The organism is Bacillus weihaiensis, from assembly GCF_001889165.1.
Taxonomy (GTDB): domain Bacteria; phylum Bacillota; class Bacilli; order Bacillales; family Bacillaceae; genus Metabacillus; species Metabacillus weihaiensis.
This window is the reverse complement of record NZ_CP016020.1, coordinates 3080556-3103884: the sequence shown is the minus strand read 5'-3', so window position 1 is coordinate 3103884 and position 23329 is coordinate 3080556. Positions and strand designations below refer to the sequence as shown.

Annotated in this window: 28 protein-coding genes and 1 riboswitch; of the genes, 18 read left to right on the top strand and 10 right to left on the bottom strand. The window is 37.3% G+C overall.

What is annotated here, in order from left to right:
* Positions 1 to 451: 451 nt before the first annotated feature.
* The 11 genes from mgtE (at position 452) to A9C19_RS15000 (ending at position 11255) form a co-directional block, all read left to right on the top strand.
* On the top strand, positions 452 to 1819 hold the full coding sequence (gene mgtE, locus A9C19_RS15050; protein WP_072580697.1) for a magnesium transporter: 1368 nt from the start codon (positions 452 to 454) through the stop codon (positions 1817 to 1819).
* Between the two features lie 270 nt (positions 1820 to 2089).
* Positions 2090 to 3940 carry a monovalent cation:proton antiporter family protein gene (locus A9C19_RS15045; RefSeq protein ID WP_072580696.1) on the top strand — a complete coding sequence of 617 codons (1851 nt, stop codon included), beginning with the start codon at positions 2090 to 2092 and terminating at the stop codon, positions 3938 to 3940.
* Positions 3941 to 4013: 73 nt separating this feature from the next.
* A riboswitch (TPP riboswitch) is annotated at positions 4014 to 4123 on the top strand.
* 183 nt (positions 4124 to 4306) lie between these two features.
* Complete coding sequence (tenI, locus tag A9C19_RS15040) at positions 4307 to 4927, top strand: thiazole tautomerase TenI (protein WP_072580695.1); 621 nt, start codon at positions 4307 to 4309, stop codon at positions 4925 to 4927.
* Positions 4911 to 6029 (top strand): glycine oxidase ThiO, encoded by a 1119-nt coding sequence (gene thiO, locus A9C19_RS15035; protein ID WP_072580694.1) that lies wholly within the window; start codon positions 4911 to 4913, stop codon positions 6027 to 6029. Before tenI ends, thiO begins: the two co-directional genes overlap by 17 nt.
* A gap of 5 nt (positions 6030 to 6034) precedes the next feature.
* Positions 6035 to 6238 (top strand): sulfur carrier protein ThiS, encoded by a 204-nt coding sequence (thiS, locus tag A9C19_RS15030; RefSeq protein WP_072581910.1) that lies wholly within the window; start codon positions 6035 to 6037, stop codon positions 6236 to 6238.
* The gene (locus tag A9C19_RS15025; protein ID WP_099092778.1) at positions 6235 to 7008 is read left to right on the top strand and encodes a thiazole synthase; all 774 of its coding nucleotides are present in this window, start codon (positions 6235 to 6237) and stop codon (positions 7006 to 7008) included. The genes thiS and A9C19_RS15025 overlap by 4 nt, the downstream gene beginning before the upstream one ends.
* Positions 7008 to 8024: a thiazole biosynthesis adenylyltransferase ThiF gene (locus A9C19_RS15020; RefSeq protein WP_072580692.1), complete on the top strand. Its 1017-nt coding sequence runs from the start codon at positions 7008 to 7010 to the stop codon at positions 8022 to 8024. The genes A9C19_RS15025 and A9C19_RS15020 overlap by 1 nt, the downstream gene beginning before the upstream one ends.
* Before the next feature lie 17 nt (positions 8025 to 8041).
* Positions 8042 to 8851 (top strand): bifunctional hydroxymethylpyrimidine kinase/phosphomethylpyrimidine kinase, encoded by an 810-nt coding sequence (gene thiD, locus A9C19_RS15015; RefSeq protein WP_072580691.1) that lies wholly within the window; start codon positions 8042 to 8044, stop codon positions 8849 to 8851.
* Between the two features lie 152 nt (positions 8852 to 9003).
* Positions 9004 to 9651, top strand: coding sequence for a thiamine phosphate synthase (gene thiE / locus A9C19_RS15010; protein WP_072580690.1), 648 nt, complete (start codon positions 9004 to 9006; stop codon positions 9649 to 9651).
* Between the two features lie 115 nt (positions 9652 to 9766).
* Positions 9767 to 10540 (top strand): enoyl-ACP reductase FabI, encoded by a 774-nt coding sequence (gene fabI / locus A9C19_RS15005; RefSeq protein ID WP_072580689.1) that lies wholly within the window; start codon positions 9767 to 9769, stop codon positions 10538 to 10540.
* Between the two features lie 163 nt (positions 10541 to 10703).
* Positions 10704 to 11255 carry a CotO family spore coat protein gene (locus A9C19_RS15000; RefSeq protein WP_072580688.1) on the top strand — a complete coding sequence of 184 codons (552 nt, stop codon included), beginning with the start codon at positions 10704 to 10706 and terminating at the stop codon, positions 11253 to 11255.
* A gap of 335 nt (positions 11256 to 11590) precedes the next feature.
* Here A9C19_RS15000 and A9C19_RS14995 read toward each other — a convergent pair whose 3' ends face one another.
* The 5 genes from A9C19_RS14995 to A9C19_RS14975 all read right to left on the bottom strand — a co-directional run bounded on the left by A9C19_RS14995 (position 11591) and on the right by A9C19_RS14975 (position 14487).
* A complete protein-coding gene (locus A9C19_RS14995) occupies positions 11591 to 12001 on the bottom strand; it encodes a CotY/CotZ family spore coat protein (protein WP_072580687.1) in 411 nt (136 codons plus the stop codon).
* Positions 12002 to 12332: 331 nt separating this feature from the next.
* A complete protein-coding gene (locus tag A9C19_RS14990; RefSeq protein WP_072580686.1) occupies positions 12333 to 12809 on the bottom strand; it encodes a CotY/CotZ family spore coat protein in 477 nt (158 codons plus the stop codon).
* 342 nt (positions 12810 to 13151) lie between these two features.
* Positions 13152 to 13640, bottom strand: a complete 489-nt coding sequence (locus A9C19_RS14985) for a spore coat protein (protein ID WP_072580685.1) — start codon at positions 13638 to 13640, stop codon at positions 13152 to 13154.
* A gap of 94 nt (positions 13641 to 13734) precedes the next feature.
* Positions 13735 to 14019, bottom strand: coding sequence for a hypothetical protein (locus A9C19_RS14980; RefSeq protein WP_072580684.1), 285 nt, complete (start codon positions 14017 to 14019; stop codon positions 13735 to 13737).
* Positions 14020 to 14067: 48 nt separating this feature from the next.
* Complete coding sequence (locus A9C19_RS14975) at positions 14068 to 14487, bottom strand: spore coat protein (RefSeq protein ID WP_072580683.1); 420 nt, start codon at positions 14485 to 14487, stop codon at positions 14068 to 14070.
* A gap of 321 nt (positions 14488 to 14808) precedes the next feature.
* Here A9C19_RS14975 and A9C19_RS14970 point away from each other — a divergent pair, with 321 nt between their 5' ends.
* Both A9C19_RS14970 and A9C19_RS22485 read left to right on the top strand, forming a co-directional pair.
* Positions 14809 to 15159 carry a DUF1360 domain-containing protein gene (locus A9C19_RS14970; protein ID WP_072580682.1) on the top strand — a complete coding sequence of 117 codons (351 nt, stop codon included), beginning with the start codon at positions 14809 to 14811 and terminating at the stop codon, positions 15157 to 15159.
* A 188-nt stretch (positions 15160 to 15347) separates the two neighbouring features.
* A complete protein-coding gene (locus A9C19_RS22485) occupies positions 15348 to 15473 on the top strand; it encodes a hypothetical protein (protein ID WP_267888727.1) in 126 nt (41 codons plus the stop codon).
* An 87-nt stretch (positions 15474 to 15560) separates the two neighbouring features.
* Here A9C19_RS22485 and A9C19_RS14965 read toward each other — a convergent pair whose 3' ends face one another.
* Positions 15561 to 16436 carry a vanadium-dependent haloperoxidase gene (locus A9C19_RS14965; RefSeq protein ID WP_233499188.1) on the bottom strand — a complete coding sequence of 292 codons (876 nt, stop codon included), beginning with the start codon at positions 16434 to 16436 and terminating at the stop codon, positions 15561 to 15563.
* Positions 16437 to 16592: 156 nt separating this feature from the next.
* On the opposite strand from A9C19_RS14965, the gene A9C19_RS14960 reads away from it, so the two are divergent.
* From A9C19_RS14960 to spoVIF, 4 genes are all read left to right on the top strand, one after another.
* The gene (locus A9C19_RS14960) at positions 16593 to 17300 is read left to right on the top strand and encodes a DUF421 domain-containing protein (RefSeq protein ID WP_072580680.1); all 708 of its coding nucleotides are present in this window, start codon (positions 16593 to 16595) and stop codon (positions 17298 to 17300) included.
* A complete protein-coding gene (locus A9C19_RS14955; protein WP_072580679.1) occupies positions 17297 to 17509 on the top strand; it encodes a hypothetical protein in 213 nt (70 codons plus the stop codon). Before A9C19_RS14960 ends, A9C19_RS14955 begins: the two co-directional genes overlap by 4 nt.
* Positions 17510 to 17591: 82 nt before the next feature.
* Positions 17592 to 17717 carry a YjcZ family sporulation protein gene (locus A9C19_RS14950; protein WP_072580678.1) on the top strand — a complete coding sequence of 42 codons (126 nt, stop codon included), beginning with the start codon at positions 17592 to 17594 and terminating at the stop codon, positions 17715 to 17717.
* 225 nt (positions 17718 to 17942) lie between these two features.
* Positions 17943 to 18197, top strand: coding sequence for a sporulation-specific transcription regulator SpoVIF (gene spoVIF, locus A9C19_RS14945; RefSeq protein ID WP_072580677.1), 255 nt, complete (start codon positions 17943 to 17945; stop codon positions 18195 to 18197).
* 71 nt (positions 18198 to 18268) lie between these two features.
* Here the strand turns inward: spoVIF and A9C19_RS14940 are convergent, their stop codons facing one another.
* Positions 18269 to 20551 carry an ATP-dependent helicase gene (locus A9C19_RS14940; RefSeq protein ID WP_072580676.1) on the bottom strand — a complete coding sequence of 761 codons (2283 nt, stop codon included), beginning with the start codon at positions 20549 to 20551 and terminating at the stop codon, positions 18269 to 18271.
* A 171-nt stretch (positions 20552 to 20722) separates the two neighbouring features.
* Here A9C19_RS14940 and A9C19_RS14935 point away from each other — a divergent pair, with 171 nt between their 5' ends.
* Entirely contained in the window at positions 20723 to 20968 is a 246-nt protein-coding gene (locus tag A9C19_RS14935) for a hypothetical protein (protein WP_072580675.1), read from the top strand.
* 216 nt (positions 20969 to 21184) lie between these two features.
* On the opposite strand, the gene A9C19_RS14930 is transcribed toward A9C19_RS14935, so the two are convergent.
* From A9C19_RS14930 to A9C19_RS14920, 3 genes are all read right to left on the bottom strand, one after another.
* Positions 21185 to 21865: a YetF domain-containing protein gene (locus tag A9C19_RS14930; RefSeq protein ID WP_072580674.1), complete on the bottom strand. Its 681-nt coding sequence runs from the start codon at positions 21863 to 21865 to the stop codon at positions 21185 to 21187.
* A gap of 414 nt (positions 21866 to 22279) precedes the next feature.
* Positions 22280 to 22705 carry a GNAT family N-acetyltransferase gene (locus A9C19_RS14925; protein ID WP_072580673.1) on the bottom strand — a complete coding sequence of 142 codons (426 nt, stop codon included), beginning with the start codon at positions 22703 to 22705 and terminating at the stop codon, positions 22280 to 22282.
* On the bottom strand, positions 22706 to 23224 hold the full coding sequence (locus tag A9C19_RS14920) for a YjcG family protein (protein WP_072580672.1): 519 nt from the start codon (positions 23222 to 23224) through the stop codon (positions 22706 to 22708). It abuts the gene before it with no gap.
* Between the last annotated feature and the right edge of the window lie 105 nt (positions 23225 to 23329).

Below are 23329 nucleotides of genomic sequence, written 5' to 3'. Positions count from 1 at the left end.
TGTTCGTTATTATCACAAACGATAGAAGTGAAGAAAAAAACGTTGAAATGAAAGCTGTAACATAAAGCAATTTGCAAGCTAAAGAGAGAATAGTACGAAAGAGTAGATAAGGCATACTATCCATATCGTTAACGGGTACATTTTTATTTAGGGTGTTTCTTTGGAAAATCCCAAATGCTAGATTTTTCCTCTAGTTACTAGGTTTTTCTCTTGCTCTATTCTTCATCCTTACCTGGGTCTTACGTGTTAATAATGACTATTTTCCTTGAAATTACTTATAAATAACCATAAAGATTTAGAACAGAGCCATTTTTTAAAACAAAGTATTGTATTGCTTAGGCATTCACTTATAGAATATTATAGTATTGTGATCAATAGCACAAATTGTAGAATCATTTAGATAACTGTCAAAAAAACAAGCGTGAAGATGGCATAGAGAGGGGGAGCATTTATGTCGGAAGAACGAGAAAAAGTAGAGCTAGAAGAGGATGAACTTCTCTCGGCTATCTCTCACCATAAATTGGATGAATTTAGGAATATTTTTCTTGAACAGCATCCATATGACCAAGCAAAGTTTTTCATTAAACTTGATCAAGAGGAACGTCTCATCCTGTATCAGTTTTTATCTCCAGAAGAGATGGCTGCTGTTTTTGAAAATATAGAAGATGAAGATGATCAATACGAAACTTATTTATCAGAAATGGACCCTACATTTGCTGCTCAGATGCTTGCTCAAATGTATGCCGATGATGCCGTTGACGTGTTAAATGAACTTGATAAAGATCAAGTAGCAAGCTACTTAACGATAATGGATGATGAGGCGGCTGAAGAAATTCGCGAACTTCTTCACTATGAAGAGTACACTGCTGGTAGTATCATGACCACTGAGTATATTGCGATTCATGCTAATCAGACACTAAACTCTGCGATGCAAATTTTAAAAAATGAGGCTCCCAACGCAGAAACGATTTATTATGTGTTTGTCATAGATGAAGACAAGAAGCTAGTTGGAGTTATATCTTTAAGAGATCTTATTATTAATGAACCAGATGCGATGGTATCAGACATTATGAACGAGCGTGTTTACTCTGTTAGTGTTGGTGAGGACCAAGAAGAAGTAGCTAGAAAAATGAAGGATTATAATTTCCTTGCATTACCTGTTATCGATTTCAGGGGCCATCTCTTAGGGATTATTACGGTCGATGATATCGTCGACGTTATTGATGAAGAAGCAAGTGATGACTACTCTAAGCTTGCTGCTGTATCAGATGTGGACTCTCAAGATCGTGGCCCACTTTCAGCGGCTAAAAAGAGGCTTCCTTGGTTAATAATTTTATTATTTTTAGGCATGTTCACAGCTAGTCTTATTGGTCGATTTGAAGATACATTAAATCAGGTGGCTATATTAGCCGTGTTTATTCCCCTAATTGCAGGGATGGCTGGAAATACCGGTACACAAGCCCTAGCGGTTGCCGTTAGAAGAATTTCTGTTGGGGATCATGAAGAACAGAGCTTATCGAAAATGCTTCTTCGTGAGGCAGGTACAGGTCTTATTACTGGAACTATTTGCGGAATTGTCGTAACGTTAGTTGTGTTTGTATGGAAAGGCGATATATTCTTAGGTATGTTAGTTGGGATCTCGATTTTAGCTACATTAACAGTTGCAACAATTGCAGGTGCTTTTATACCATTAATCATGCACCGATTAAAAGTTGACCCAGCTGTAGCGTCAGGCCCTTTTATTACAACTATAAATGATATCATAAGTATTCTTATTTATTTTGGAATGGCTACTTTATTTATGCAATACCTTCTATAATGGATGATTGTAAGCACAGGTCAAAAAGAGGGTTATAAGAATAATTGTTCCTTCACGTTTTTTCTTCATTCGTGAAAAGTAACAGAAAAAGAAGCATATCAATGGCTTATTTTTTATATGTTGTATAACATTATCATCAAAGAATGGAGCGTACTTGTCCTACTATCTTGTATAGAGTGAAAACCTTGTATCCGGGGAAAAATTTCCGAAATCACAACGTATAAGAAAAACAGCCTTATTTTTATTATTGTTCGTTAAAAAAGGAGGGATATGATGCACGGAGCATCCGTTACTTCATTAGTTATTGTTATTCTTGCTGCATTTTTGACACCGATTTTATTACACAGACTGAAAATGAATTTTATGCCAGTTGTTGTTGCTGAAATCATTATTGGTTTAATTATAGGTAAAAGTGGTTTTGATGTCGTTCATCAAGATATGTGGCTTGAAACACTTTCGATGTTAGGCTTTATTTTCCTAATGTTCTTAAGTGGATTAGAAATTGATTTCTCAGCATTTGCAGGTGGAAAGAAGAAGGAAAAGCTTCCATCTGGTAAAGATGCACCGAATACATTTGTCGTATCTCTCATTATTTTCATAGGGATTTTTGCTTTATCACTATTGCTGTCTTACATTTTCGTATGGGTAGGCTTTATTGATAATGCGTTCTTAATGACCTTAATTATTTCAACCATTTCACTTGGGGTGGTTGTTCCAACTTTAAAAGATGCACAAATTATGAAATCGAACATTGGCCAAACGATTTTACTTGTAGCGGTTATTGCTGACTTAGTAACAATGGTCTTATTAGCTGTCTTTGCTTCCATTTATGATGGGGGAGATAATAATACATGGTTATTACTTGTCCTGTTCGGTGCAGGTATAGGGCTTTATTTCTTAGGAAAATCGTTTAAAAATCGATCCTTTATTGAGACAATGTCAAAAGGAACCATACAAATAGGGACGCGAGCTGTCTTTACGCTAATCATTTTATTAGTAGCCATTTCTGAAACAATTGGAGCAGAAAACATTTTAGGAGCGTTCTTAGCTGGTGTACTTGTTTCATTATTATCACCGAATAAGGAAATGGTTCAAAAGCTTGATTCGTTTGGATATGGATTTTTGATTCCAATCTTCTTCGTAATGGTGGGTGTTGAACTAGATATTTGGGCATTATTTAAGGATCCTAATATTTTACTATTAATACCACTATTATTTATTGCGTTATTAGTTTCAAAGATTGTCCCTGTTCTTTATTTAAAGAGATGGTATGACTGGAAAACAACGTTGGCATCAGGTTTCTTATTAACATCAACTCTTTCATTAGTTATTGCGGCTGCAACAATTGGAGAAAGAATGGAGATTATTACGTCTGAAATGTCTGGTGCGCTGATATTAGTTGCCATTATTACATGTATTGTCACACCTATTTTCTTCAAGAAGCTCTTCCCTAAAACGGAAACAGAGCAAACAAAGATTAAGGTTGCATTCATTGGTGCGAATCAAATGTCTCTCCCTGTAACAAGAGAGCTGAATCCTGAACTGTATGAAACAACGGTTTATCATACTCAACAAGATAAAATTGATAAACAGATCTCTCAATCGTTGTTTGAGATTCGTGAAGTGCAGGATTTCAATTTAGAGACGTTAAAGTCACATAATGCATTTGATGTAGATTTAATTGTTGTTGCCACTGGTGATGAAAAACGAAATGCTGAGATCTCTTTATTTGCGAAAGAGGAGAAAGTCGATCGAGTTATTGCTAGTGTCGTTTCGCCTGAATTGGATGCTAAGCTGAAAGAAGTACAAATTGATACATTCTCTACACTTCTTTCCACAAAAACAATGCTACGTGCTCTAATTGAAGCACCAAGTGTTATGAGAATCTTAACCAATCAGGAAACAACGCTTTACCAAATTAATTTAAATAATGCTAAATATGATAATATTTTATTAAGAAATTTCCCATTTACGGGAGATATCATCTTCGTACGTATTTTTAGAGGGAAAGATTCACTTGTCCCTCATGGGGATACTGATCTTAAGCTGGGAGATCGATTGATCGTAACTGGCTCAAGAGAATATGTGAATGAACTAAGGCAAGAGCTTGAGTTTATTTAATTTGAATAAGAGGAAAACATTTTTCTCTTGAAAGAATTTTTTCATTTGGTATCATAGAATGTAATAGAATAAGAACAACCGCTAGGGGTGCCTTAAGTAATGGGCTGAGATTAAAGTGTTTCTTTAAGACCCTTATAACCTGATCTGGTTTGTACCAGCGTAGGGAAGTGGCTTACGGCATTTTTGTCTATGTGTGTAAACCACTTTCTTACGAGGAAGTGGTTTTTTGTTTAGTAGAAAATGAAATCTTCATGAGATAGGGATAAGCGCTAAGTGTAATCGTTTTATTTCATTAGAACACTCCTAGCATGAAAGAAAAGAACCTCTCTTTTTTAGAGAGAAAACGAATACAGGTGATAGATACAGATGGAGCTTCATGTCATTACAGATGGAAAACAAACAATAGAGAGCTTAACTGAAAAAATTCTTATGATTCATAGAGAAGTAGATTTTATTCATATTCGTGAGAAGCAAAAATCTGCAGCTGAGATTATGGAGATCGTCACTAAGTTAAGAGAAAAAGGTGTACCAACTGATAAGCTTATTGTGAATGACCGCTTAGATGTGGCTTTATTACAAGGGTTAAGTCGAGTTCATTTACCGGGCAGTAGCTTTTCTATTCAAGAGGTGAAACATTACCAACCAACAATCAGAATTGGACGGTCTGTTCATTCTATAGAGGAAGCGAAAAAAAGTGAACAGGATGGAGCCGACTATCTTTTATACGGCCACATATTTTCAACTCACTCTAAGGAAGGGCTTGAGCCAAGAGGTATTGATGAGTTAAAAAAAATCTGTCGAAGTGTATCCATTCCTGTTATAGCTATAGGTGGAATGACAGCCGAAACGATAAAGCTGATACCTGATAAGGTTCATGGTGTGGCTGTGATGTCTTCTGTAATGGGAAGTGATGATCCACTTCAAGCCGTTAAGCACTTAAAAAAAAGTAGGGTGAAAGAGGAGGGAGAGGATGAAAACGGATTATGATGTAGCAATCGTTGGTGGAGGAATTATTGGTCAATCCATTGCCTATCATCTAGCAAAAGAAAATGTATCTGTTGTTGTACTAGAAGGAAATGCAGTTGGTTCTGGAGCCACTCGTGCGGCAGCGGGGATGCTTGGCGCGAACTCTGAATTAGATGATGATGATGCATTTTATCAATTTGCCAAGGAAAGTCAAAGATACTACCATACTTTAAATCAAGAGCTTTTTGACCTCTCACAAGTCTCTATTCAACTTTTTGATCGAGGGATGTATAAGCTTGCATATAATGAGGAAGAGGCAGAAACGTTGAAAAGAGCGCTGCCTATGAATAGTACATTAGAATGGCACCCAAGGGAACAAGTACTAAAACATGAACCAACTCTTTCCTCTGATCTTGTAGGGGCCCTCTACATACCAGAGGATGGGCATGTCTCTCCAGTCGATACGTGTCTTGCCTTCTCTAAGTCTGCTAGATTCTTAGGTGCCGACATAGTAGAGAATGTTCCTGTTCATTCCATAGAGAAAACAGATGAGAAGGATTACGCTCTTCAAACAGCTAAAGGGACTTATTATAGTAAGCATGTCGTCATTGCAAATGGTGTATGGAGCCATTATTTTTTAAAAAATCTTGATCTACAGCTAGGAATGAAGCCAGTAAAAGGTGAATGCCTGTCAGTTAAAAGTGACAAGATAAAGCTAGAAAAAACAATCTTTTATGACCATTGTTATATCGTACCCAAGGGAAATGGCAAGCTTGTCATTGGAGCAACGATGGTTGAAGATGATTGGACGACAGAGCCTACCTTTGGAGGGATTCAATCATTGATGAATAAAATGGCACCTATTTTACCAGATATCAAGTATGCTACATTACTAGATACATGGGCTGGATTAAGACCACAAACAATTGATGGGAAGCCATATATAGGTCAGCACCCGAGTGGAGAACATCTCTATTTTGCTACTGGACATTATCGAAATGGCATCTTACTAGCTCCAAAAACGGGAGAAATGATGGCAAATCTTATCGTAGGAAAACAAGTGAAAAAAGAGTATGTCGAGGCGTTTTCTTTGACGCGACATATCCAACAGGTGATGAGGTGAAAAAATTGAACATCAAATTAAATGGCGAAATGGTTGAATTATCAAATGAAGTTAAGAACATTCAACAGTTACTTGTCTTTTATAAGCTAGAGGATCGACTTGTCATTGTTGAGCATAATCGCGACATTATTTTAAAAGACCAATATGAATCAAAGGAAATTCAAAACGGAGACGAAATTGAACTCGTTCATTTTGTAGGAGGAGGATGAAGATGTTAAAAATAGCAAATAAAACATTCCAATCAAGATTATTATTAGGTACTGGTAAATATCCATCTTTTGAAATTCAGAAAGAAGCGGTGGCTCAATCTGAGTCTGAAATCTTAACGTTTGCCGTACGTAGAATGAATATTTTTGAAGAATCTCAGCCTAATTTCTTAGAGCAATTAGATGTGTCAAAATATACGCTATTGCCCAATACAGCTGGAGCAAAAACAGCTGAAGAAGCTGTAAGAATTGCAAAGCTTGCAAAGGCATCAGGCTTATGTGACATGATTAAGGTTGAAGTGATTGGCTGCGATCGCTCGTTATTACCTGATCCTGTGGAAACGTTAAAGGCTAGTGAAATGCTTCTTGAGGAAGGCTTTATTGTTTTACCTTATACGTCAGACGATGTAGTGTTAGCAAGAAAGCTAGAGGAGCTTGGGGTTCATGCGATTATGCCTGGTGCTTCACCAATTGGCTCTGGTCAAGGAATTATTAACCCGCTAAACCTATCCTTTATTATTGAGCAGTCAAAAGTTCCAGTCATTGTGGATGCAGGAATTGGATCTCCAGCAGATGCTGCAAAAGCAATGGAGCTTGGAGCAGATGGAGTCCTATTAAATACGGCAGTATCCGCTGCGAAAGATCCGGTTAAAATGGCCGTTGCAATGAAGCTAGCTATTGAAGCTGGAAGAATGGGCTATGAAGCTGGTAGAATAGCTAAAAAGGATTATGCGATTGCAAGCAGTCCGACAGAAGGAATGATTACAACGTAATGGATCGTTATTCTAGACAAATGCTTTTTTCACCAATTGGAGAAAAAGGGCAGCATGAAATACAAAACAAACATGTTCTCGTAGTGGGAGCAGGTGCACTTGGAACGGCAAATGCAGAAATGATTGCTAGAGCTGGAATTGGTACGTTAACAATTGTGGATCGTGATTACGTAGAGTGGAGCAATTTGCAAAGGCAACAGCTATATGTAGAAGAAGATGCAGAACAACGTATGCCGAAAGCGATTGCGGCTAAAGAGCATCTTCAAAAAATAAATTCTGAAGTCATCGTTCATGCACACGTTGATGATGTAACAAGTGCAAATATCGAAGAGCTTGCCAAAGATGTGGATGTAATTGTAGATGCGACGGATAACTTTGAAACAAGACTATTAATAAATGATCTTTCTCTAAAAAGCAATATTCCATGGATTTATGGTGGCTGTGTAGGAAGCTACGGTCTTTCTTTTACAGTCATTCCCCACGAGACGCCATGTTTACATTGTTTACTAAAGCATATCCCGTTTGATGGTATGACTTGTGATACCGTTGGGGTCATTTCTCCAATTGTCAGTATGGTTGCAGCCCATCAAACAACAGAAGTGATGAAGCTATTAGTCGGAGATGAAGAAAATCGAAGGGGGAAACTCGTTTCCTTTGATCTTTGGAAAAATCAATACTCATCGATTAACATGGAACGTTTAAAGAATGCTGCTTGTCCTACATGTGGAGATCATCCTATCTACCCTTATTTAACGGCTGAAAAGGAAACAAAGGTGGCGGTTTTATGTGGAAGGGATACGGTGCAAATTAGACCAAGTGAAGGAAAGCAGCTATCATTTCAGAAATTATCAGAACGAATAAAGCCACTAGCGGATGCATTTTTAGAAAATGAGTTCCTAATGTCGTTTACCTTTGGGGAACATCGTATTGTCCTGTTTAGGGATGGTCGAGCATTGATACATGGGACAAAGGATATTGCCGAAGCGAAGAAGCTTTATCATCGTTATATTGGATAAGACGAGGAGGAATAGGTGTGGCTGTATCTCGTGCTTTAACCATTGCTGGATCTGATTCTGGTGGTGGAGCTGGTATTCAAGCAGACCTTAAAACATTTCAAGAACTGGGCGTATTTGGCATGACGGCTATTACAGCTGTTACAGCTCAAAATACTCTAGGGGTACAAGGTGTTTATCCATTAACAGTAGAGGCTCTTTCTACTCAAATTGATTCAATAGCGACAGATTTACACCCTCATGCGGTCAAAACAGGCATGCTTTTTAACGCGGAGATGATTCATTTAGTTGCAGAAAAGGTGAAGCAGTATTCTTTTCAACATCTCGTAGTAGACCCTGTCATGGTGGCAAAAGGAGGACAGTCATTGCTTCAAGATGAAGCGGTGGAGGCCCTCATTACTTCATTACTTCCATTAGCAACCGTGATAACACCAAATATTCCGGAAGCTGAAGTGTTAACTGGTATGGAAATTAAAACGCTTCATCAAAGGAAAGAGGCTGCGAAGAAGCTTGGAGATCTAGGAGCAAATCATGTCATTATAAAAGGTGGTCATGATGAGTCTAGCTCAATCGTTGTGGACTTACTTTTTGATGGTGAGAACTTCGAAGAATTCAAAGGACAAAGAAGAGAAACGAAGCACACTCATGGTACAGGCTGTACGTTTGCAGCTGCAATCACTGCAGAATTAAGCAAGGGTTATACTGTTGTTCAAGCTGTTCAAACCGCTAAAACCTTTATTCAGGCTGCAATTGATGATCAGATTGGGATTGGTCAAGGTCACGGACCAACCAACCATTGGGCTTATAATAAGAAGCATAGCGTTAAGTAATTTTAGTTTAATAAGGATGTGTAGCTATAGAAGACTGACAATGTTCAAAAAAGGTATTTAGATGAACAATGTCAGTCTTTTTTATATGAAATGGCTATTTGCTATTGACGCTCGCGAAAAAGAAAGAATAGCTACCTTTAGGAGGGGTTTAAATGAACATAAGAGAAGCATTACGGCTCTATTTTGTCATGGGATCACAAAACTGTAAAAAAAGAGATCCTGAAAAAACATTAACAGAAGCATTAGATGGAGGCATCACTCTTTTTCAATATCGTGAAAAGGGAGAGTGTAGTGTGAAAGACGAAGAAAAGATGTATCTGGGGAAAAAACTGAAACAACTTTGTGAAGCATATCAGGTTCCTTTTATCGTAAATGATGACCTTGAATTAGCGATTGAATTGGATGCGGACGGTCTTCATATTGGGCAAGAGGATGGTTCACCTCATCTCGTGAGGCAAAAATTCGGGGGGAATAAATGGCTTGGTATTTCTACACATTCCGTTTTGGAAGTGAAGCAAGCAATACGTGATGGTGCTGACTATATTGGAGTTGGTCCTATGTATAAGACTACTACAAAGGAAGATGCGAGTGAGGTTGTAGGACCAGAACTCATCCGTGCAATAAGAAACACAGACGAACAAATGAAACAACTACCAATAGTAGGGATAGGTGGGATCTCACTAAGCAATGCTAAACAGGTGTATGCAGCAGGTGCTGATGGTATTGCTGTCATTAGTGCCATAACAAATGCAGACTCCATTTCTGATGTGACAAAGCAGTTAGTGATGATGAAGAAGTAATAATGAGCCTTATCAAAAAATTAATCATGGAGAACAAATAGCGTTTCGTACTTAATGATGTTATAATTATAACCAGGTACTAATAACATGTATTAATTTTTAGGAGGATATGTACATGAATTTATCTCTAAATGGCCGTAACATCGTCGTAATGGGTGTAGCGAATAAACGTAGTATTGCATGGGGAATTGCACGCTCTTTACATGAAGCAGGCGCACGTTTAATCTTTACATATGCAGGTGAAAGGCTTGAAAAGTCGGTACGAGATTTAGCTGAATCACTTGAACGCAATGATTCAATTGTCTTACCTTGTGATGTAACGAATGATGAGGAAATCAAAACATGCTTTGCACAAATTAAAGAAGAAGTGGGCGTTGTTCATGGGATTGCCCACTGTATTGCATTCGCTCACAAGGAAGAATTACAAGGGGAATACTTAAATACAACACGTGAAGGTTTTCTACTCTCTCATAACATTAGCTCCTATTCTTTAACTGCTGTAGCTAAAGAAGCAAGAGGATTAATGACTGAGGGTGGAAGCATCGTTACGTTAACATATCTTGGTGGAGAACGTGTGCTACCAAATTATAATGTAATGGGAGTTGCTAAAGCCTCTCTAGATGCAAGTGTTCGATATTTAGCAAGTGATTTAGGAAAAGACGGCATTCGTGTCAACTCTATCTCTGCTGGTCCTATTCGTACATTATCAGCAAAAGGTATCAGTGATTTTAACTCTATCTTAAAAGAAATTGAAGAACGTGCTCCATTAAGAAGAACAACGACTCCTGAGGAAGTTGGAGATACTGCTCTATTCTTATTCAGTAATTTATCTAGAGGAATGACAGGTGAAAATCTGCACGTTGATTCTGGTTATCATATTTTAGCGTAAATAAGAAGGATTCTCTTGAATGTAAGTAACAATTACGTTTCAGGAGAGTCCTTTTTTATATCAAAACCAGTCAAAAAAGCAATTGGTTTGAAGAAATAGGCACATTACCTAGTCGTGTTGCATAACATGTTGTGTGTGTATCTTTGTAACTGGAGGTAGTGAAATGAGTAAAAATAAAAGTGCGGAATACAAAGTAAAGCCACTCATGTATATTGTTCAGCCTGATAATCAAGATATCCAAGTGAATATGCAATCCTATGTTGTGAAGAAAGCTAAATCAAAAGCAGCAGTCAAAAATGACAGCAGAGGAGGTGCACAAACGTTAGTTAAGGAGCTTGATACTCTTGTAGAAGAGGTAAAAGAAGTAGAAGAGGTAAAAGAGGTAAAAGACATTCAAGAAGAGGCAACAGAGGGAAAGCAACATCAGGATGAAGCTGTCTTGAAAGAGGTAAAGCAGGAGCAATCGGTAAAAGAGTATCGTAAGCAGAGAAAGCCGATATCTCAAATGAATGTAGCTGAAAAAATTGACTTTTTCAAGAATTTACCTAAAAATATGCCTCGTACATTATGCCAAATTGAATCAACGGATGAAACATATCGAGGGGTTATTATCACAGAGGAAGAAGGAATTGTCACAATTCGTTCTTTAACACACGCAAAACCAATCGACCTACCTATTGATGAGATTAAAGCGATTAATTTATTAGGATTTTAAATACTTACTTACAAATCAAGTAGTTAGCTAGCTTTTGGCACCGACAAAAAGACTGTAGACACACTCAGCTTTGTCTACAGTCTTTTTGTACTTATGTGAAGGGAGGTCAAGTGGCTTCCGTTCCGACATAGAGGTTTTTTTCTATATTTCGTTAGGAAAAACTCATAAGGGATCGGAATCATTACATTCCGATCCCTTATGTCTCTATGAGTTGAAACTAGATTTTAACGACCTTCTCTTTTTGTTTTGTGTAATCTAACACCCATTCCTTCGATGGTGAAGACGTGAATATCACCTTGATATGGTAATGGTGAATGATGCTTTTACCCATTTCATTATTTATGCAACAAGGTTGGTGATAAGCATTGAATAGCACAGAAGCATGAGAGATCAACTTCGATACAGCTTTTAGTCTTTACGAGCTTTTTCACATCACATACTTCGTGTGCGAGGTGACCGTGACAGTCTAAAGGAAGCAGAAGTCGAAGTGTTGCACAGCAATGATGAATGCTTTCTACACGAAAGAAGGTTGTTTCGAAACACTCTCGTTTTCCAACATACCCATATGCTTTAAAAAGCTCTCCTTTTTCGTTATAAAGTAGAAATGGAATTGTATCACCTAAGTACTTCACTGGATTAAGTAGATTGCTATAACAACTAGTAGGACATTTTTCGGTTACTGCTTGCTGTTGATCCAAAATGTTTTCAACTGTATGGCAAACACATGAAGAGGTACCGTTTTTCATAGACTACCCTCCTACTATAAGTCTTACAATAGTATAAGAAGAAGACCGAAAAAGGGTGACAGGTCACATGCCGAATTTTAAAGATTTTATGTAAAAAAGGCTGCTGCTTCTTCAGCAGCCTTAGTATTTACAGAAAATGCACCATTGGTTCGATGCCTTTTTGTTTTCTTACTACTTAGCGATAAAATGCAGCGCGGCTTTACTATCTAGCTCTAACGGCTAGCCCCTTATAGGTCATAAGCCAATTTAGAATGGAAGGCAAAGAACCGCTTCTATTTTTAAATTGGCTTATACTTGTCGGGTCTGACCAAAGCGCCCTGAGCTTTTGTTCTTAGCGGCAGTGTTTTTGATCAGCGATACGGTCAACTAATTCTGGTGATAAACATTGGATCGCACAGAAGCAGTCAAGATCTACTTCAATACAGAAATCTGTTTTTTCAAGTCCGAAGAAACCTTCGTCACAAGGATTACATACGCTTTCTGTATTCCCATCAACGTCTACTGGACGTAAGATTGATAATGTTGCACAGCAATCCTTTACAGCTTCTACACGGAAGAAGATTGATTGGAAGCAAGTCATATCTCCTGTGAATCCACCAACGTTACCAAATGCTTTGAAAAGATTTCCTTTTTTATCAAATAAGATGAAAGGAATTGTATCTTTTGTACCAGCAACTGGATTTAATAAATTGCTGAAGCAGCTAGTAGGACATGAGATATCTTCTACCGCTTCTTGTTCAGCTAAAATTTGTTCTACCGCTTCACATACACAGTTATTATCGAAGTCTTTTCTATCTTTGCAACCCATTAATAGCCATCTCCTTTAAGAATAAATTATTTATTGACTTTAGTCCTTAACAGACTATGTAGAATATGACCAGTGTGTGTGGGTTATCGTCTAGTTTGTTAAGGATTCCTGGGGAAAGAGTATAGAAATTTCTTGGGGATACGGATTTGGAGGTTGTATGGCGACTGATTTCTGATGGAAGATCAACGCACAGTGGAAAACACGTAAATATCTAGTAGGAAGGACATCAACAGGTAAAGGAGATGTTAAAGCTGATGATTGAGTCAAAAAGATTGGCAACTTGAAAAAACGTAAATAGAAAGAATAAAAAAAAGCGAGGAGTGACCTCGCTTTTTAGCCTTCTTATAGAATGTCGATGTTTACAACTAATGCGATTAAGATTTGAAGTAATACTTGTAGGGAGATTGCAACATCTGTGTCAGTAGTTGTTACACTTACCTTACGAGAGTTTTCAATGACTAATTTTTGTTTGTTGAGTTGCTTCATGTCTGCTTGTTGGATTAATTGTTGAGTGACTTGCTCTGCACGATTGCTGTCTGCGATTGTAAGGTTGATAACTAGAGCGATTGCTACTTGAAGTGCTACTTGTAAAGATACAGCTACTTGCGTATCCGTTGAAGAAACAGAGATTTCACATGAGTCTTTTACGATAATTGTTTCAGATGAGATTTGCTCAGTTTCACTTACCTGTGCTGCAGATTGACTTACTTGTGCGTCGTCGTTAAAAAAGTTAACGTCAGCTCCAGCCACCTCATTATTTGTTGTATAACAATCAGTTGGATGACAAGAATTCGGATCTAAAGCTACCCATTCATATGGTCTTGCTTGCATTGTTATATTCCTCCTTTCAATTTACTATCATTAAATGTTATATAACCACTTTTTGTATAAGACAAATACCTTGGTGTTTTTGACCATTTTTAGTTTATTTGTCTTTTTTACGGTTTTTGATCATGTCACGTAGTGTTGTGTTTTTAGGAGCTTCTTCCTGTACTTCCGTTTTTTCTTCTTTCTTTTCTTTTGAGTTCTTTACAAATTCATCTACTTGAGCTTGTAAGTCTTCAACAACTTTTCTTAATTGAGCTTTTTGTTCGTCTGAAAGTGATTTCTTTTTCTCTTCTGTTATATCGTTTTTGTTGAATACGTCTTGGACGAAAAGTTGCATCATCGTTGAAGAGATCTCCTGTAGGTTTAATTTTTCGTTAGACATTTTTTTCACCTCTCTTTACGTTGTACAAAAGCAAATGACAGTTAGGCATTATAAAATATCGATTTGAACAAGTAATGCGATTAAAATTTGGATCATTACTTGAAGAGAAATGGCAACGTCAGTATCAGAAGTTGTTACAGTAACATCACGAGAGTTTTCAATAATCAGTTTTTGCTTATTTGCTTGCTTGATAACAGAGTTTTGTAACAGTTGTTCAGTAACCTGTTCAGCACGGTTACTGTCTGCAATTGTTAAGTTAATAACAAGAGCAATCGCGACTTGAATAGCTGCTTGTAAGGATACAGCGACTTGAGTATCTGTTGAAGTGACTTCGATATTGCAAGAATCTTTAATGAAAATATACTCTTCTGAAGCTTGAACAGTTTCATTTATTTGAACACTGTCTACGGTAGGGCTTTGGTCTTTTTTGCATTCACAATCTTCTAAAGCAGACCATCTAGTTGACATAGTATTCACTCCTTTCGAGAATAAGGGGGTTAAGAAGGATTTACACGGCTACCTTGTTCTTCACCTATAGGACGGGAGGGTGAAAATGTGGTGTAATGCCGTGTGAACCCTTTAATTGTATTTAATGCAAGTATCTCTAGGAATGAATGGGGCAAACATACATGTTTTCACCCATTTTTTATAGACAAAAGTAAAAAACTCCATTTTTTCGTGAGGAAAATGATCTGACAAAAGTAACTAAGAAAAAAACTTCAGGTGTATTCTGAAATGGTTCATCTGTTCATAGGGTATAAGGAAACCGGTATAAAGAGGTGAAAAAACATGCTCTCTTGGCTAGAGCTTATGCTGATTGGTCTTGCGTCTTTTCGATTAACTAGATTAATTGTTTTTGATAAAATCACGACATTTTTACGTGCTCCTTTTCATAAGGAAGTGGAGGAAGTGAACGAGGCTGGAGAGGTTGAAATTTTTATTGAAATAAAAGGAACGGGAGTAAGGTCCTGGATAGGGGAGCTGCTTAGCTGTTATTGGTGTACGGGTGTTTGGTGTGCTGCTTTCTTATATGGAATGGATCAATTCTTTCCTTTCATTGGGGAGCCATTTGTAATGATCCTCGCAATTGCTGGTTTTGCAGGTATCATTGAAGCAGTTGTAGGAAAGTTAATAGAATAATAGGCCAATCACTTAGAAACAATTAGTCCCTGTTACATAAAATGGGGTATGGAAGCTGAAAGGTAAGTAGTACACGTATGGTTTTTTACTTCGTTCGTCCAATAGATCTGCTTCAATAACTACATTTACATCGTCACAATAAGCCTACAGAATTTATTAGTAAGGATATAGGAAGGTGGGATAACTACATGAACAAGGCTCGATTGAATCCTTCCGTAAAATCGTCTCAATCAAATCAATCGGTATCGGTTTCTAAACCAAAGCAAGTGAAAAAAAGTGGCTGCGGTTGCGGAAAAAGAAAGAAACGCTCTTAAGTGGGATAAGGTAATGAAAAATAATGTACTCAGCTTCTACTCATAATACTTTAAGAAGGGACTGATGATTCAGTCCCTTTTGTCATGTTATAAATAAAGCTTTGGCTGAACCATGATTTCTGATACCTTTTTTTGTCCTTTTACTAAGGATTGACAACCCGTTGGGAAATCATATGGGATAACCTGGCTATAATCTTCAGGTGGGGTGAGAAGGGTTGTTGTTCTTGCACGATATGGGCGGTCAATTGGTTGATTTCGTTCATTTAGCTCTTGCTTGACATGGGATGTAACAATTTTTCCAATTTGTCTTCCGAGTTTAAGACCTTCAGTATTGTCGATCGGAAAATGTACACCGGCATATAAGCGGGAAAGTGCATCCATTTCGGCTTCATGATGAATTTTTCGTTTTGCTCCAGGGAAAAAATAGCTCAATACTTCCTCAGCGCAACCTGCCACAGTTGCGTGACCTGATGGATAGGTAGGATGTCTTGGTGTACACAAGATTGTTTCTAATGTTGGATCGAGCTGATTGGGTCTAGCGACTAACCAATTGTACTTTAACGTCCAAGCGACTATAAAGGCATCATTTATAGCAGCTTCGGTAATGGCTAATATTCTTGCTCCATGCGGTGCTGTTACTCCGTAGGAATCAATGAGTTTGTCAATAATCGGTGTCCATTGCTTCGTTGCGACACCTGTTCCATAGTAATTTGCAATATTGATTTGTTCTTCGGTTAAATTCTCAAGTGCGTGGTGAACCTTTGTTAATTGTCTGTCCCAGTTAATTCTTGAGGGATGTGTGATGTCTAAGCGAATCTTTTGACCATCGGGATCTTTAAATGTCTTCTCGTCACTTTTTGATAAGTAAAACATTGTCCAAGAGCCGGCTAGCGGTTCCTCCCCGTTTCTTGGAGGCCTATTCTCACCCGCGTAAGGATGTTCATTCCATCTTAAATAATCCACAAAAAATCCTCCCTTTATTCTTTGACTTATTTACTCTATGTCCTAAAGTCATTGTATGGAAAGGCTCTTTCATTAGTTTTTGGATAAATAACATAATCTTACAATAAAAGTTGCATACTACATATTAGTTAAAGATTGGATAAGGGAGAAAAAGGAATGGCACAATGGATAGAAGTAATCATACGGTCAGTATCAATTATATTTGGGCTCTTTTTTATTACAAAGCTTTTAGGGAAAAAACAGCTATCGAAATTATCTTTTTTTGAATATATTGTAGGAATTACAGTTGGAGATATTGCTGGAGCATTATCAATGGACATTGAACTAAATTTAGTTAACGGCATTGTTTCTATTTTAATTTGGTCCCTTTTTCCCCTTGTTATTTCCTTTATCTCATTAAGAAGTAAAGGATTTAGGGATATTGTAGAAGGAAAATCAAGAACGTTCATACAAGATGGGAAAATCCTTGAGAAGAATTTAAAACGAGAAAAATATAGTACAGATGAATTATTGGAGCAACTAAGAAAAAAGGATATTTTCCAGGTCTCTGACGTTGATTTTGCTATTTTAGAAACCAATGGTGAGCTAAGTGTTCTCTTAAAAAAGGAAAAGCAACCAGTTAGGTGGGAGGACTTATTTAATAAAACGTTACCCGTTAAAACCCCTCTTACAATCATTATGGATGGTGAGTTTTTAGAAGAAACGATTTATGGAGCGGGTTATAGCCTGGCCTGGGTAAAAGAGCAGCTAATCATGAGAAAAAAGAAGGTTCAGGACATTTTTTTAGGTCAAATAGATGCAACGGGAACCATTTATTTCGATTATTATGATGATCAACTAGAGAAAAATGGAGGGGAAGTATGAATATACTTGAGCAGTTGTTTGAAGGGTGGATGGAGCGAAATGAGAGAAGTCATGAACAAATTCAACAAAGATCAGATCAATGGATGAGAGCAAAAGAGAAGGATTTCATCCAATTAGACAGGACAGCTGACAGCTTTGATCACAAAATGGAAACGACAGAGAAGGAAATTGAGAAATGGCTAGAGAGACATAAAGGAGTAAAAGAATAAAAAAGTAGCGAATCCGTCCAAACACGTACCTCACTTGCAACATATAGTATAGAGAGCATAGCAAGAAGGAGGTGCTTAACGCATGGGTTACGGCTACGGTGGTGGCAACTACGGTTGTGGCGGCGGAGGTTACTATGGTAATACTTTCGTCTTAATCGTTGTATTGTTCATCCTTTTAATTATCGTTGGTGCTTCATTTTATCATTAAGTAGCAAGGTGAAAATACGAGCAGGAACTGCTCGTATTTTCATGTAAATCAAAAGCTACCTCATGTCTTTATAAGCTGAAAATGAGTGGAAGACAGGAAGTAGCTTCTGTTCATTTTTGTCTTATTGACCAGGTGGAAGCTAGTCTAGCAAATATTTATTTAAAGTTTCTCTCACGTTTTTTTACGAAAGTCATACGATAAAGTATGAAATAAGGAGGCGGGAAAATGGATAGCAAATTCTTTAAAAACCTTGAAGGTAAGACTGGTGTTAACATGAACGAAATCTTGTCATTAGCTAACTCATTACAAGGCGCAAACTTCCAGGATGAAAAAACAGTTCGTGGCGTTATTCAACGTGTTTCTCGTATCGCGAATAAGCCAGTTTCTAAAGAAATGGAAGATAAAATTGTAAATTCTATCGTAAATGGAAAAGAAAAGCTGGACTTTAATACGATTTCTAAGATGATAAATAAAAAGTAGGTTTGAAGATAGAAAGAATAGTAAAAACGAAGCCAGATACGAATGATGGCTTCGTTTTTACGTCGTATTCGTTACATAAGCGGTTTTAAAAATCTGGACGTAACTGCTTTTCTGCCACGTCGGTAAGCGGGACTAGAAATGGCTAAAAATTGTTTCGCTCTTGTCATGGCTACATAAAGTAAGCGACGTTCTTCCTCCAGGTGATTGCCATTGCCTTTTCTCCAAGCTTCTAAAGAGAAATCATGGGGAAGTGAACCGTCCACTGCACCAAGGATATAAACATGTTCAAATTCAAGACCTTTCGATCGATGGATGGTCATTAATTGAACACCAGATTCTCGTGAATCAGTTTTTAATGCTTTTTGCGTACGGAGCATGTGGTCAGTATGTTCAAGAAAATCATGGACGGTCAAAAATTTTTTTGCTACAACTTTAAGGTCATTTAAATCATCGGATCCTTTTTCCATTGCATTTCCTTCATTTCCTTGCTTCTTTACATAATCATTAAAGCCTAATTCTTTTTCAATAACAGCTAAAGCCATCATTGGCTTTTCATTTTTTAATGAGTGAATTCTTGGAATAATCTTCTTTATTTTTGCCATTTGAAAGCTCGCAATTCCTGTTACATGTAAAAGAGATTCAAGTAACGAGCAGTCATGTAAGATGGACATGGCTTTTACATCATTTAAAATCGATTGCTTTAAAAATAAGGCTCGGATTAAATCTGTAAACGCATCTGTATTATCTGGGTCTACACTTAACCGTAAGTATGCAAGTGCAGTTCGAACCATCCTTCTTTCATAAAAAGAGTTTTGACCTTTTTCAAAGGTGAAGGGAAGACTAGATTGAATAAATCGTTCTAATATCGCTCGTCCACCCGTATGAGTTCGATAGAGAATCGCGAATTCATTTGGATTGGCACCCATTTCAATTTTTTCTCTAATGTCATTTACAATAAGGGTTGCTTCCTCTTCTTCATCATATGGAAAGAAGGAGAGGGGGAAAGCATGTGAATCAGACTGTGCGGTCATTTTCTTTGGGTGTCGGGTCTTGTTCTTAGAGATCACATCATTTGCTGTAGAGACAATATGATGGTCTGACCTGTAATTCGCTGAAAGATGAATGATCTTTGCAGCTGGATACTCCGTCTTGAAGTTCAAAATGAAAGACGGTTCACTCCCTCTAAAGCTATAAATGGTTTGATCATCATCACCAACTCCGCACAGGTGATGAGTATGACTTGATAGAAGCTTCATCAGTTTATACTGGACAGGGTTAATATCTTGAAATTCATCAATAAGAAAATAGTGAAATCTCGTTTGATAGGCTTTTAACAAAGTATGATTCGTTTTTAAGAGCTCATAGCATTTAAGCAGCATGTCATCAAAGTCAAATTGTCCACTTTCTTCTTTTTTTTGCTCGTATGCTTGATATAAGGGAAGGACTTTTCTTTCCCAATCATCGACAGGTATCACTTGAGTTGGAGATTTCATAGTATTCTTCCAGAGGCCGATTTGTTGAATCGCTTGATCAAATGGAAAGTCCTTCTCATCAATAGCTAGCTCTCTGCAAGCCTGCTTTATATAATTTTCCTTTTGCCAATCCCATTTGATTAATCGCTGCCCGTTCCATTTTTCTTTATCATGATGCTGGAGGATTTTATAGAAAATACTGTGAAATGTTCCAATAACAAGCTGATTTAAAGCCTGGTAGGAACCATTTGAACGTTTCTTTAGTCTCTCCTGCATTTCTCGAGCGGCTTTGGCTGTAAACGTAACAAGCATAATTGATTTTGGGTCAATTTTTTTTTCTTCAATCATGTAAAGAGCTCTTGTTGTGAGTACTCTTGTTTTACCACTACCTGCTCCGGCTAAAATGAGAAGCGGACCTTCTGTAGTTGTGACAGCTATTTGTTGTTCGGTATCTAAGTCAATTCCTACTAGCGAGGATGTTTTTTTTTCGATAGGTGTGAAAGGTGCCACAGTCTTTAATTCTTTTGGTAACTTCCAGGCTGTAGTCGTTATAGGTTTGTCCACTGTTGCAATACTTCTTGCTTTAGGGATTCTAAAACCATTCTGCTCTGAATATAGATCTTCATTAGGACTATGTGAGATAGATTGTTCTTCCATTTGAAGCTCAACCTTCTTCACTTTTTCTTGGCAAGTACTGGTAAGCGATTTGTTGGAATGGTAGAAGAAGGGCGATTTTGTTAAACCGAAATACATTTTTAAGGGCTGCTCGCATGCTACACAAGTAACAGATTCTTTTAAGCTGGATTCGTAGATTCTTTGAAATTCTTCACGAGGTAAACGTTGTAATGAAATGAGTTCATCGTTTAATTTTGCGGTTTTCATTACATTTCACCTCCCATATATTTGTTTGTTGCTTCGTATTATGTATAGCAACGATGTTCGTGAATGAAATAGCAAGTTCTATCTTAACAGAATGACCATTATTCTAAAAGAGGAACTTGTCTTGTTTCAACATCCAATAAATAGGGTATTAAAAAACAAGAGGTGAAGAAAATGGGGTATATATTACCAATTCAAAATGATACATATACACAATATGTGAATCGATCTATGCCTGTACAAAGCCATTATTCTCACATCCTTCCTGTCACATATGCGCAAAGAGCTGAAACCAAAAATCATCAACCAAATGATGAAAGTGAATCTCATTTTGCGACGATCCTAAAGAAAAAATTAAACAACTCGAACTCTATCTCAGACGTGACTGGAAAAGGTCAATTCTTTAATGAGTATGTGTGAAATGATAAAAGAAAATTTTGATAATAAAAAAGAGAGAGACTGAGACAAAATAAAGAGCCTGGCATCCTCCGACACAAGCTATTTAGTACACTAGATACCACAAGGTGTACATATAGTTGTTACGATAAGGTGCCAGGCACTTTTTGTACCAGCTTATTTTTAGGTGTTTATTTTGGTGTAATTGTTGAATAAATGGGAGAAGAAGCTAGGAGCTTTTTATTCAGCATATGTTTGAATGTGTAAGCCTTCACCTTTTTGCCATTCAGCAAATAGAACCTCTTTTGCATGAAAAATAGAGTGTTCTTTCAGTTTTTGTTCTAGCCAGTGAGTATTGAACCCAGCTTCAATAAGATTTTCCATAATAATGATCCCGTCACTAATGAGAGTAATGGGGATTTGTTGTTGAGCTACGTTTAATTGAAGCTCTTGTTTAGTTGGGGTGTCATATTTAGCTTTTTTCAATACACTGACTGTGCCATCTGTTTCAAGCACAGCATATTCAAGCTCACGTATAGAAAATGCACCCTTTGAACGAACTAAATGCTGAAGCTGATTTATATCGAGCTTGCTTTTCTTTAAGCTTTCACGAAGAATCTTCCCTTCTTTAATAATGATGGAAGGTCTACCTTCTAAGAACCCTCGTGTACGACTCCATTTTTGAGTAATTATTTCTAGGATGTAAATTAAAATCCCCCATATTGCTACTGCATAAAGAATTCGTAAAATCCCTACTTCATCATCGAAAATAGCATTTCCTACTAACTCACCTAAAACTAAAGCGGATATAAAATCAAAGGTTGTTATTTGTGTGATCTGCGTTTTGCCAAGTATTTTAGTGATGAAGAAAAGTGCGAAAAAACCAAGAATTAATTCTATGGTCATCTGACTAAAGTGCATGTTTTACCCTCCGTTACGGCCTTCCATATTTATAGCCTTTATCAAAGGAATAAGTTTTATACGAAACAAAGGGAAATTTTGTAGGTTATCTAAGTTAACGATGGTGATGATTTGTTCGTACCGTTGTTTGTAAGGGGAAAGGGGGTGTGGTGTTTTTATTAGATAATAAGAAGACTAACAAAGTTTTTGTCTTTTAGTTGGATTTTTTTAGAAAAATAGACTGTTTTTAATGTTTTAGCTGGACCCTACGATGTCAGTGGCTATCACTTTAAGATCCCAGCCAGCGAGAGGAACGGAAATCAACAGCCTCATTCACCTCAAGCCAAAATAAAAAGACTGTAGGCAAGCTCGATATTTACCCGAGTTTGTCTACAGTCTGAGACTAACAAGGGTTTTGTTAGTCTTCTTGATACATTAATGTACGTTCTTAGTCATGGTGACGTGTGGGATTCCAGCATCCATAAATTCCTCAGATACGACACTGTAACCTAGCTTTTCATAAAACGGAATAGCATGTGTTTGGGCATATAATTTGAATTTCTCAGCTCCTTGTGCAGAAGCGATGTCTTCTAGCTTATTCACAATTACTTTACCAGCACCCATTTTACGTGCGAATTTCATGACACAAATTCGTTCAAGCTTTCCGTAGCCGTCGACAAGACGAACGCGTCCTGCTCCTGCTGGCTTTTTGTCGTCATAGAGGACAACGTGTGATGCCTCGGCTTCGAATTGGTCAATTTCCTCTTCTTCTGGCACGTGTTGTTCATCAACGAACACAGTTTTTCTTACAAAGTATGCATCTTCTAGTTGGTCATTTGTTGTAACTTCTCTTATTTCCAATTATTCGCTTTCCTTTCCGAGTAAAAATGTTTCATATACAGTCCATGAACCATTTTCTAATTGATATAGTAGGTGGAAGCGGTCAATCACTTCCTCATGAGTAATGTCTAGCATCTTTATACTTCCCAGTACATCAGAATGTTCATCATCTGATAGATTTTGTCCAATTGTAATATGTGGAACAAATGAATATTCTGGTTCGCTGCTTAATGAACCGGTATGAAGACGATCATGAAGCTCTTGTAGCTCATTTGTCGGTTCAACCTTTAAGTAAATGACATTATTTACAGGTGCAAAAGAACTCACCTTTTTTATTGAGAGCTGTAAAGGGCTTGTTACGCTAGCTGTTTGACGAAGCTCTTTTGTGATCTCGTTTAGTTCATCTTCCGTTGCTTCGAATGAAGTTTTAAGTGTGAGATGTGGTGGAACTAATGCGTAGTGTGTATCATATCGTTTACGATAAGAGTTCACTAAATCTTGTAATTTTTTAGATGGAAAAAGGGCAATCCCGTAGTTCATGTTATTCCCTCCTAGACATAGTCATATAATGATAGTATATCAAATTTTAAAAAATAAGCATATCGGCTGTTGGATGGCTTATTCTTTTTGTGAAAATAGTACATT

Bases quoted from the DNA above. Each gene is read 5' to 3' on its own strand.
- A9C19_RS14955 (WP_072580679.1), top strand. From the start codon at position 17,297: ATGAATATACTTGAGCAGTTGTTTGAAGGGTGGATGGAGCGAAATGAG.
- thiE (WP_072580690.1), top strand. From the start codon at position 9,004: ATGAACATAAGAGAAGCATTACGGCTCTATTTTGTCATGGGATCACAA.
- A9C19_RS14930 (WP_072580674.1), bottom strand. From the start codon at position 21,865: ATGCACTTTAGTCAGATGACCATAGAATTAATTCTTGGTTTTTTCGCA.
- A9C19_RS14990 (WP_072580686.1), bottom strand. From the start codon at position 12,809: ATGGGTTGCAAAGATAGAAAAGACTTCGATAATAACTGTGTATGTGAA.
- fabI (WP_072580689.1), top strand. From the start codon at position 9,767: ATGAATTTATCTCTAAATGGCCGTAACATCGTCGTAATGGGTGTAGCG.
- A9C19_RS15025 (WP_099092778.1), top strand. From the start codon at position 6,235: ATGAAGATGTTAAAAATAGCAAATAAAACATTCCAATCAAGATTATTA.
- A9C19_RS14970 (WP_072580682.1), top strand. From the start codon at position 14,809: ATGCTCTCTTGGCTAGAGCTTATGCTGATTGGTCTTGCGTCTTTTCGA.
- A9C19_RS14935 (WP_072580675.1), top strand. From the start codon at position 20,723: ATGGGGTATATATTACCAATTCAAAATGATACATATACACAATATGTG.
- A9C19_RS15000 (WP_072580688.1), top strand. From the start codon at position 10,704: ATGAGTAAAAATAAAAGTGCGGAATACAAAGTAAAGCCACTCATGTAT.
- A9C19_RS14940 (WP_072580676.1), bottom strand. From the start codon at position 20,551: ATGAAAACCGCAAAATTAAACGATGAACTCATTTCATTACAACGTTTA.
- A9C19_RS14985 (WP_072580685.1), bottom strand. From the start codon at position 13,640: ATGCAAGCAAGACCATATGAATGGGTAGCTTTAGATCCGAATTCTTGT.
- A9C19_RS14950 (WP_072580678.1), top strand. From the start codon at position 17,592: ATGGGTTACGGCTACGGTGGTGGCAACTACGGTTGTGGCGGCGGAGGT.
- A9C19_RS14920 (WP_072580672.1), bottom strand. From the start codon at position 23,224: ATGAACTACGGGATTGCCCTTTTTCCATCTAAAAAATTACAAGATTTA.
- tenI (WP_072580695.1), top strand. From the start codon at position 4,307: ATGGAGCTTCATGTCATTACAGATGGAAAACAAACAATAGAGAGCTTA.
- spoVIF (WP_072580677.1), top strand. From the start codon at position 17,943: ATGGATAGCAAATTCTTTAAAAACCTTGAAGGTAAGACTGGTGTTAAC.
- A9C19_RS14995 (WP_072580687.1), bottom strand. From the start codon at position 12,001: ATGAAAAACGGTACCTCTTCATGTGTTTGCCATACAGTTGAAAACATT.
- mgtE (WP_072580697.1), top strand. From the start codon at position 452: ATGTCGGAAGAACGAGAAAAAGTAGAGCTAGAAGAGGATGAACTTCTC.
- A9C19_RS14960 (WP_072580680.1), top strand. From the start codon at position 16,593: ATGGCACAATGGATAGAAGTAATCATACGGTCAGTATCAATTATATTT.
- A9C19_RS14980 (WP_072580684.1), bottom strand. From the start codon at position 14,019: ATGTCTAACGAAAAATTAAACCTACAGGAGATCTCTTCAACGATGATG.
- A9C19_RS15045 (WP_072580696.1), top strand. From the start codon at position 2,090: ATGATGCACGGAGCATCCGTTACTTCATTAGTTATTGTTATTCTTGCT.
- A9C19_RS22485 (WP_267888727.1), top strand. From the start codon at position 15,348: ATGAACAAGGCTCGATTGAATCCTTCCGTAAAATCGTCTCAATCAAAT.
- A9C19_RS15020 (WP_072580692.1), top strand. From the start codon at position 7,008: ATGGATCGTTATTCTAGACAAATGCTTTTTTCACCAATTGGAGAAAAA.
- thiO (WP_072580694.1), top strand. From the start codon at position 4,911: ATGAAAACGGATTATGATGTAGCAATCGTTGGTGGAGGAATTATTGGT.
- A9C19_RS14975 (WP_072580683.1), bottom strand. From the start codon at position 14,487: ATGTCAACTAGATGGTCTGCTTTAGAAGATTGTGAATGCAAAAAAGAC.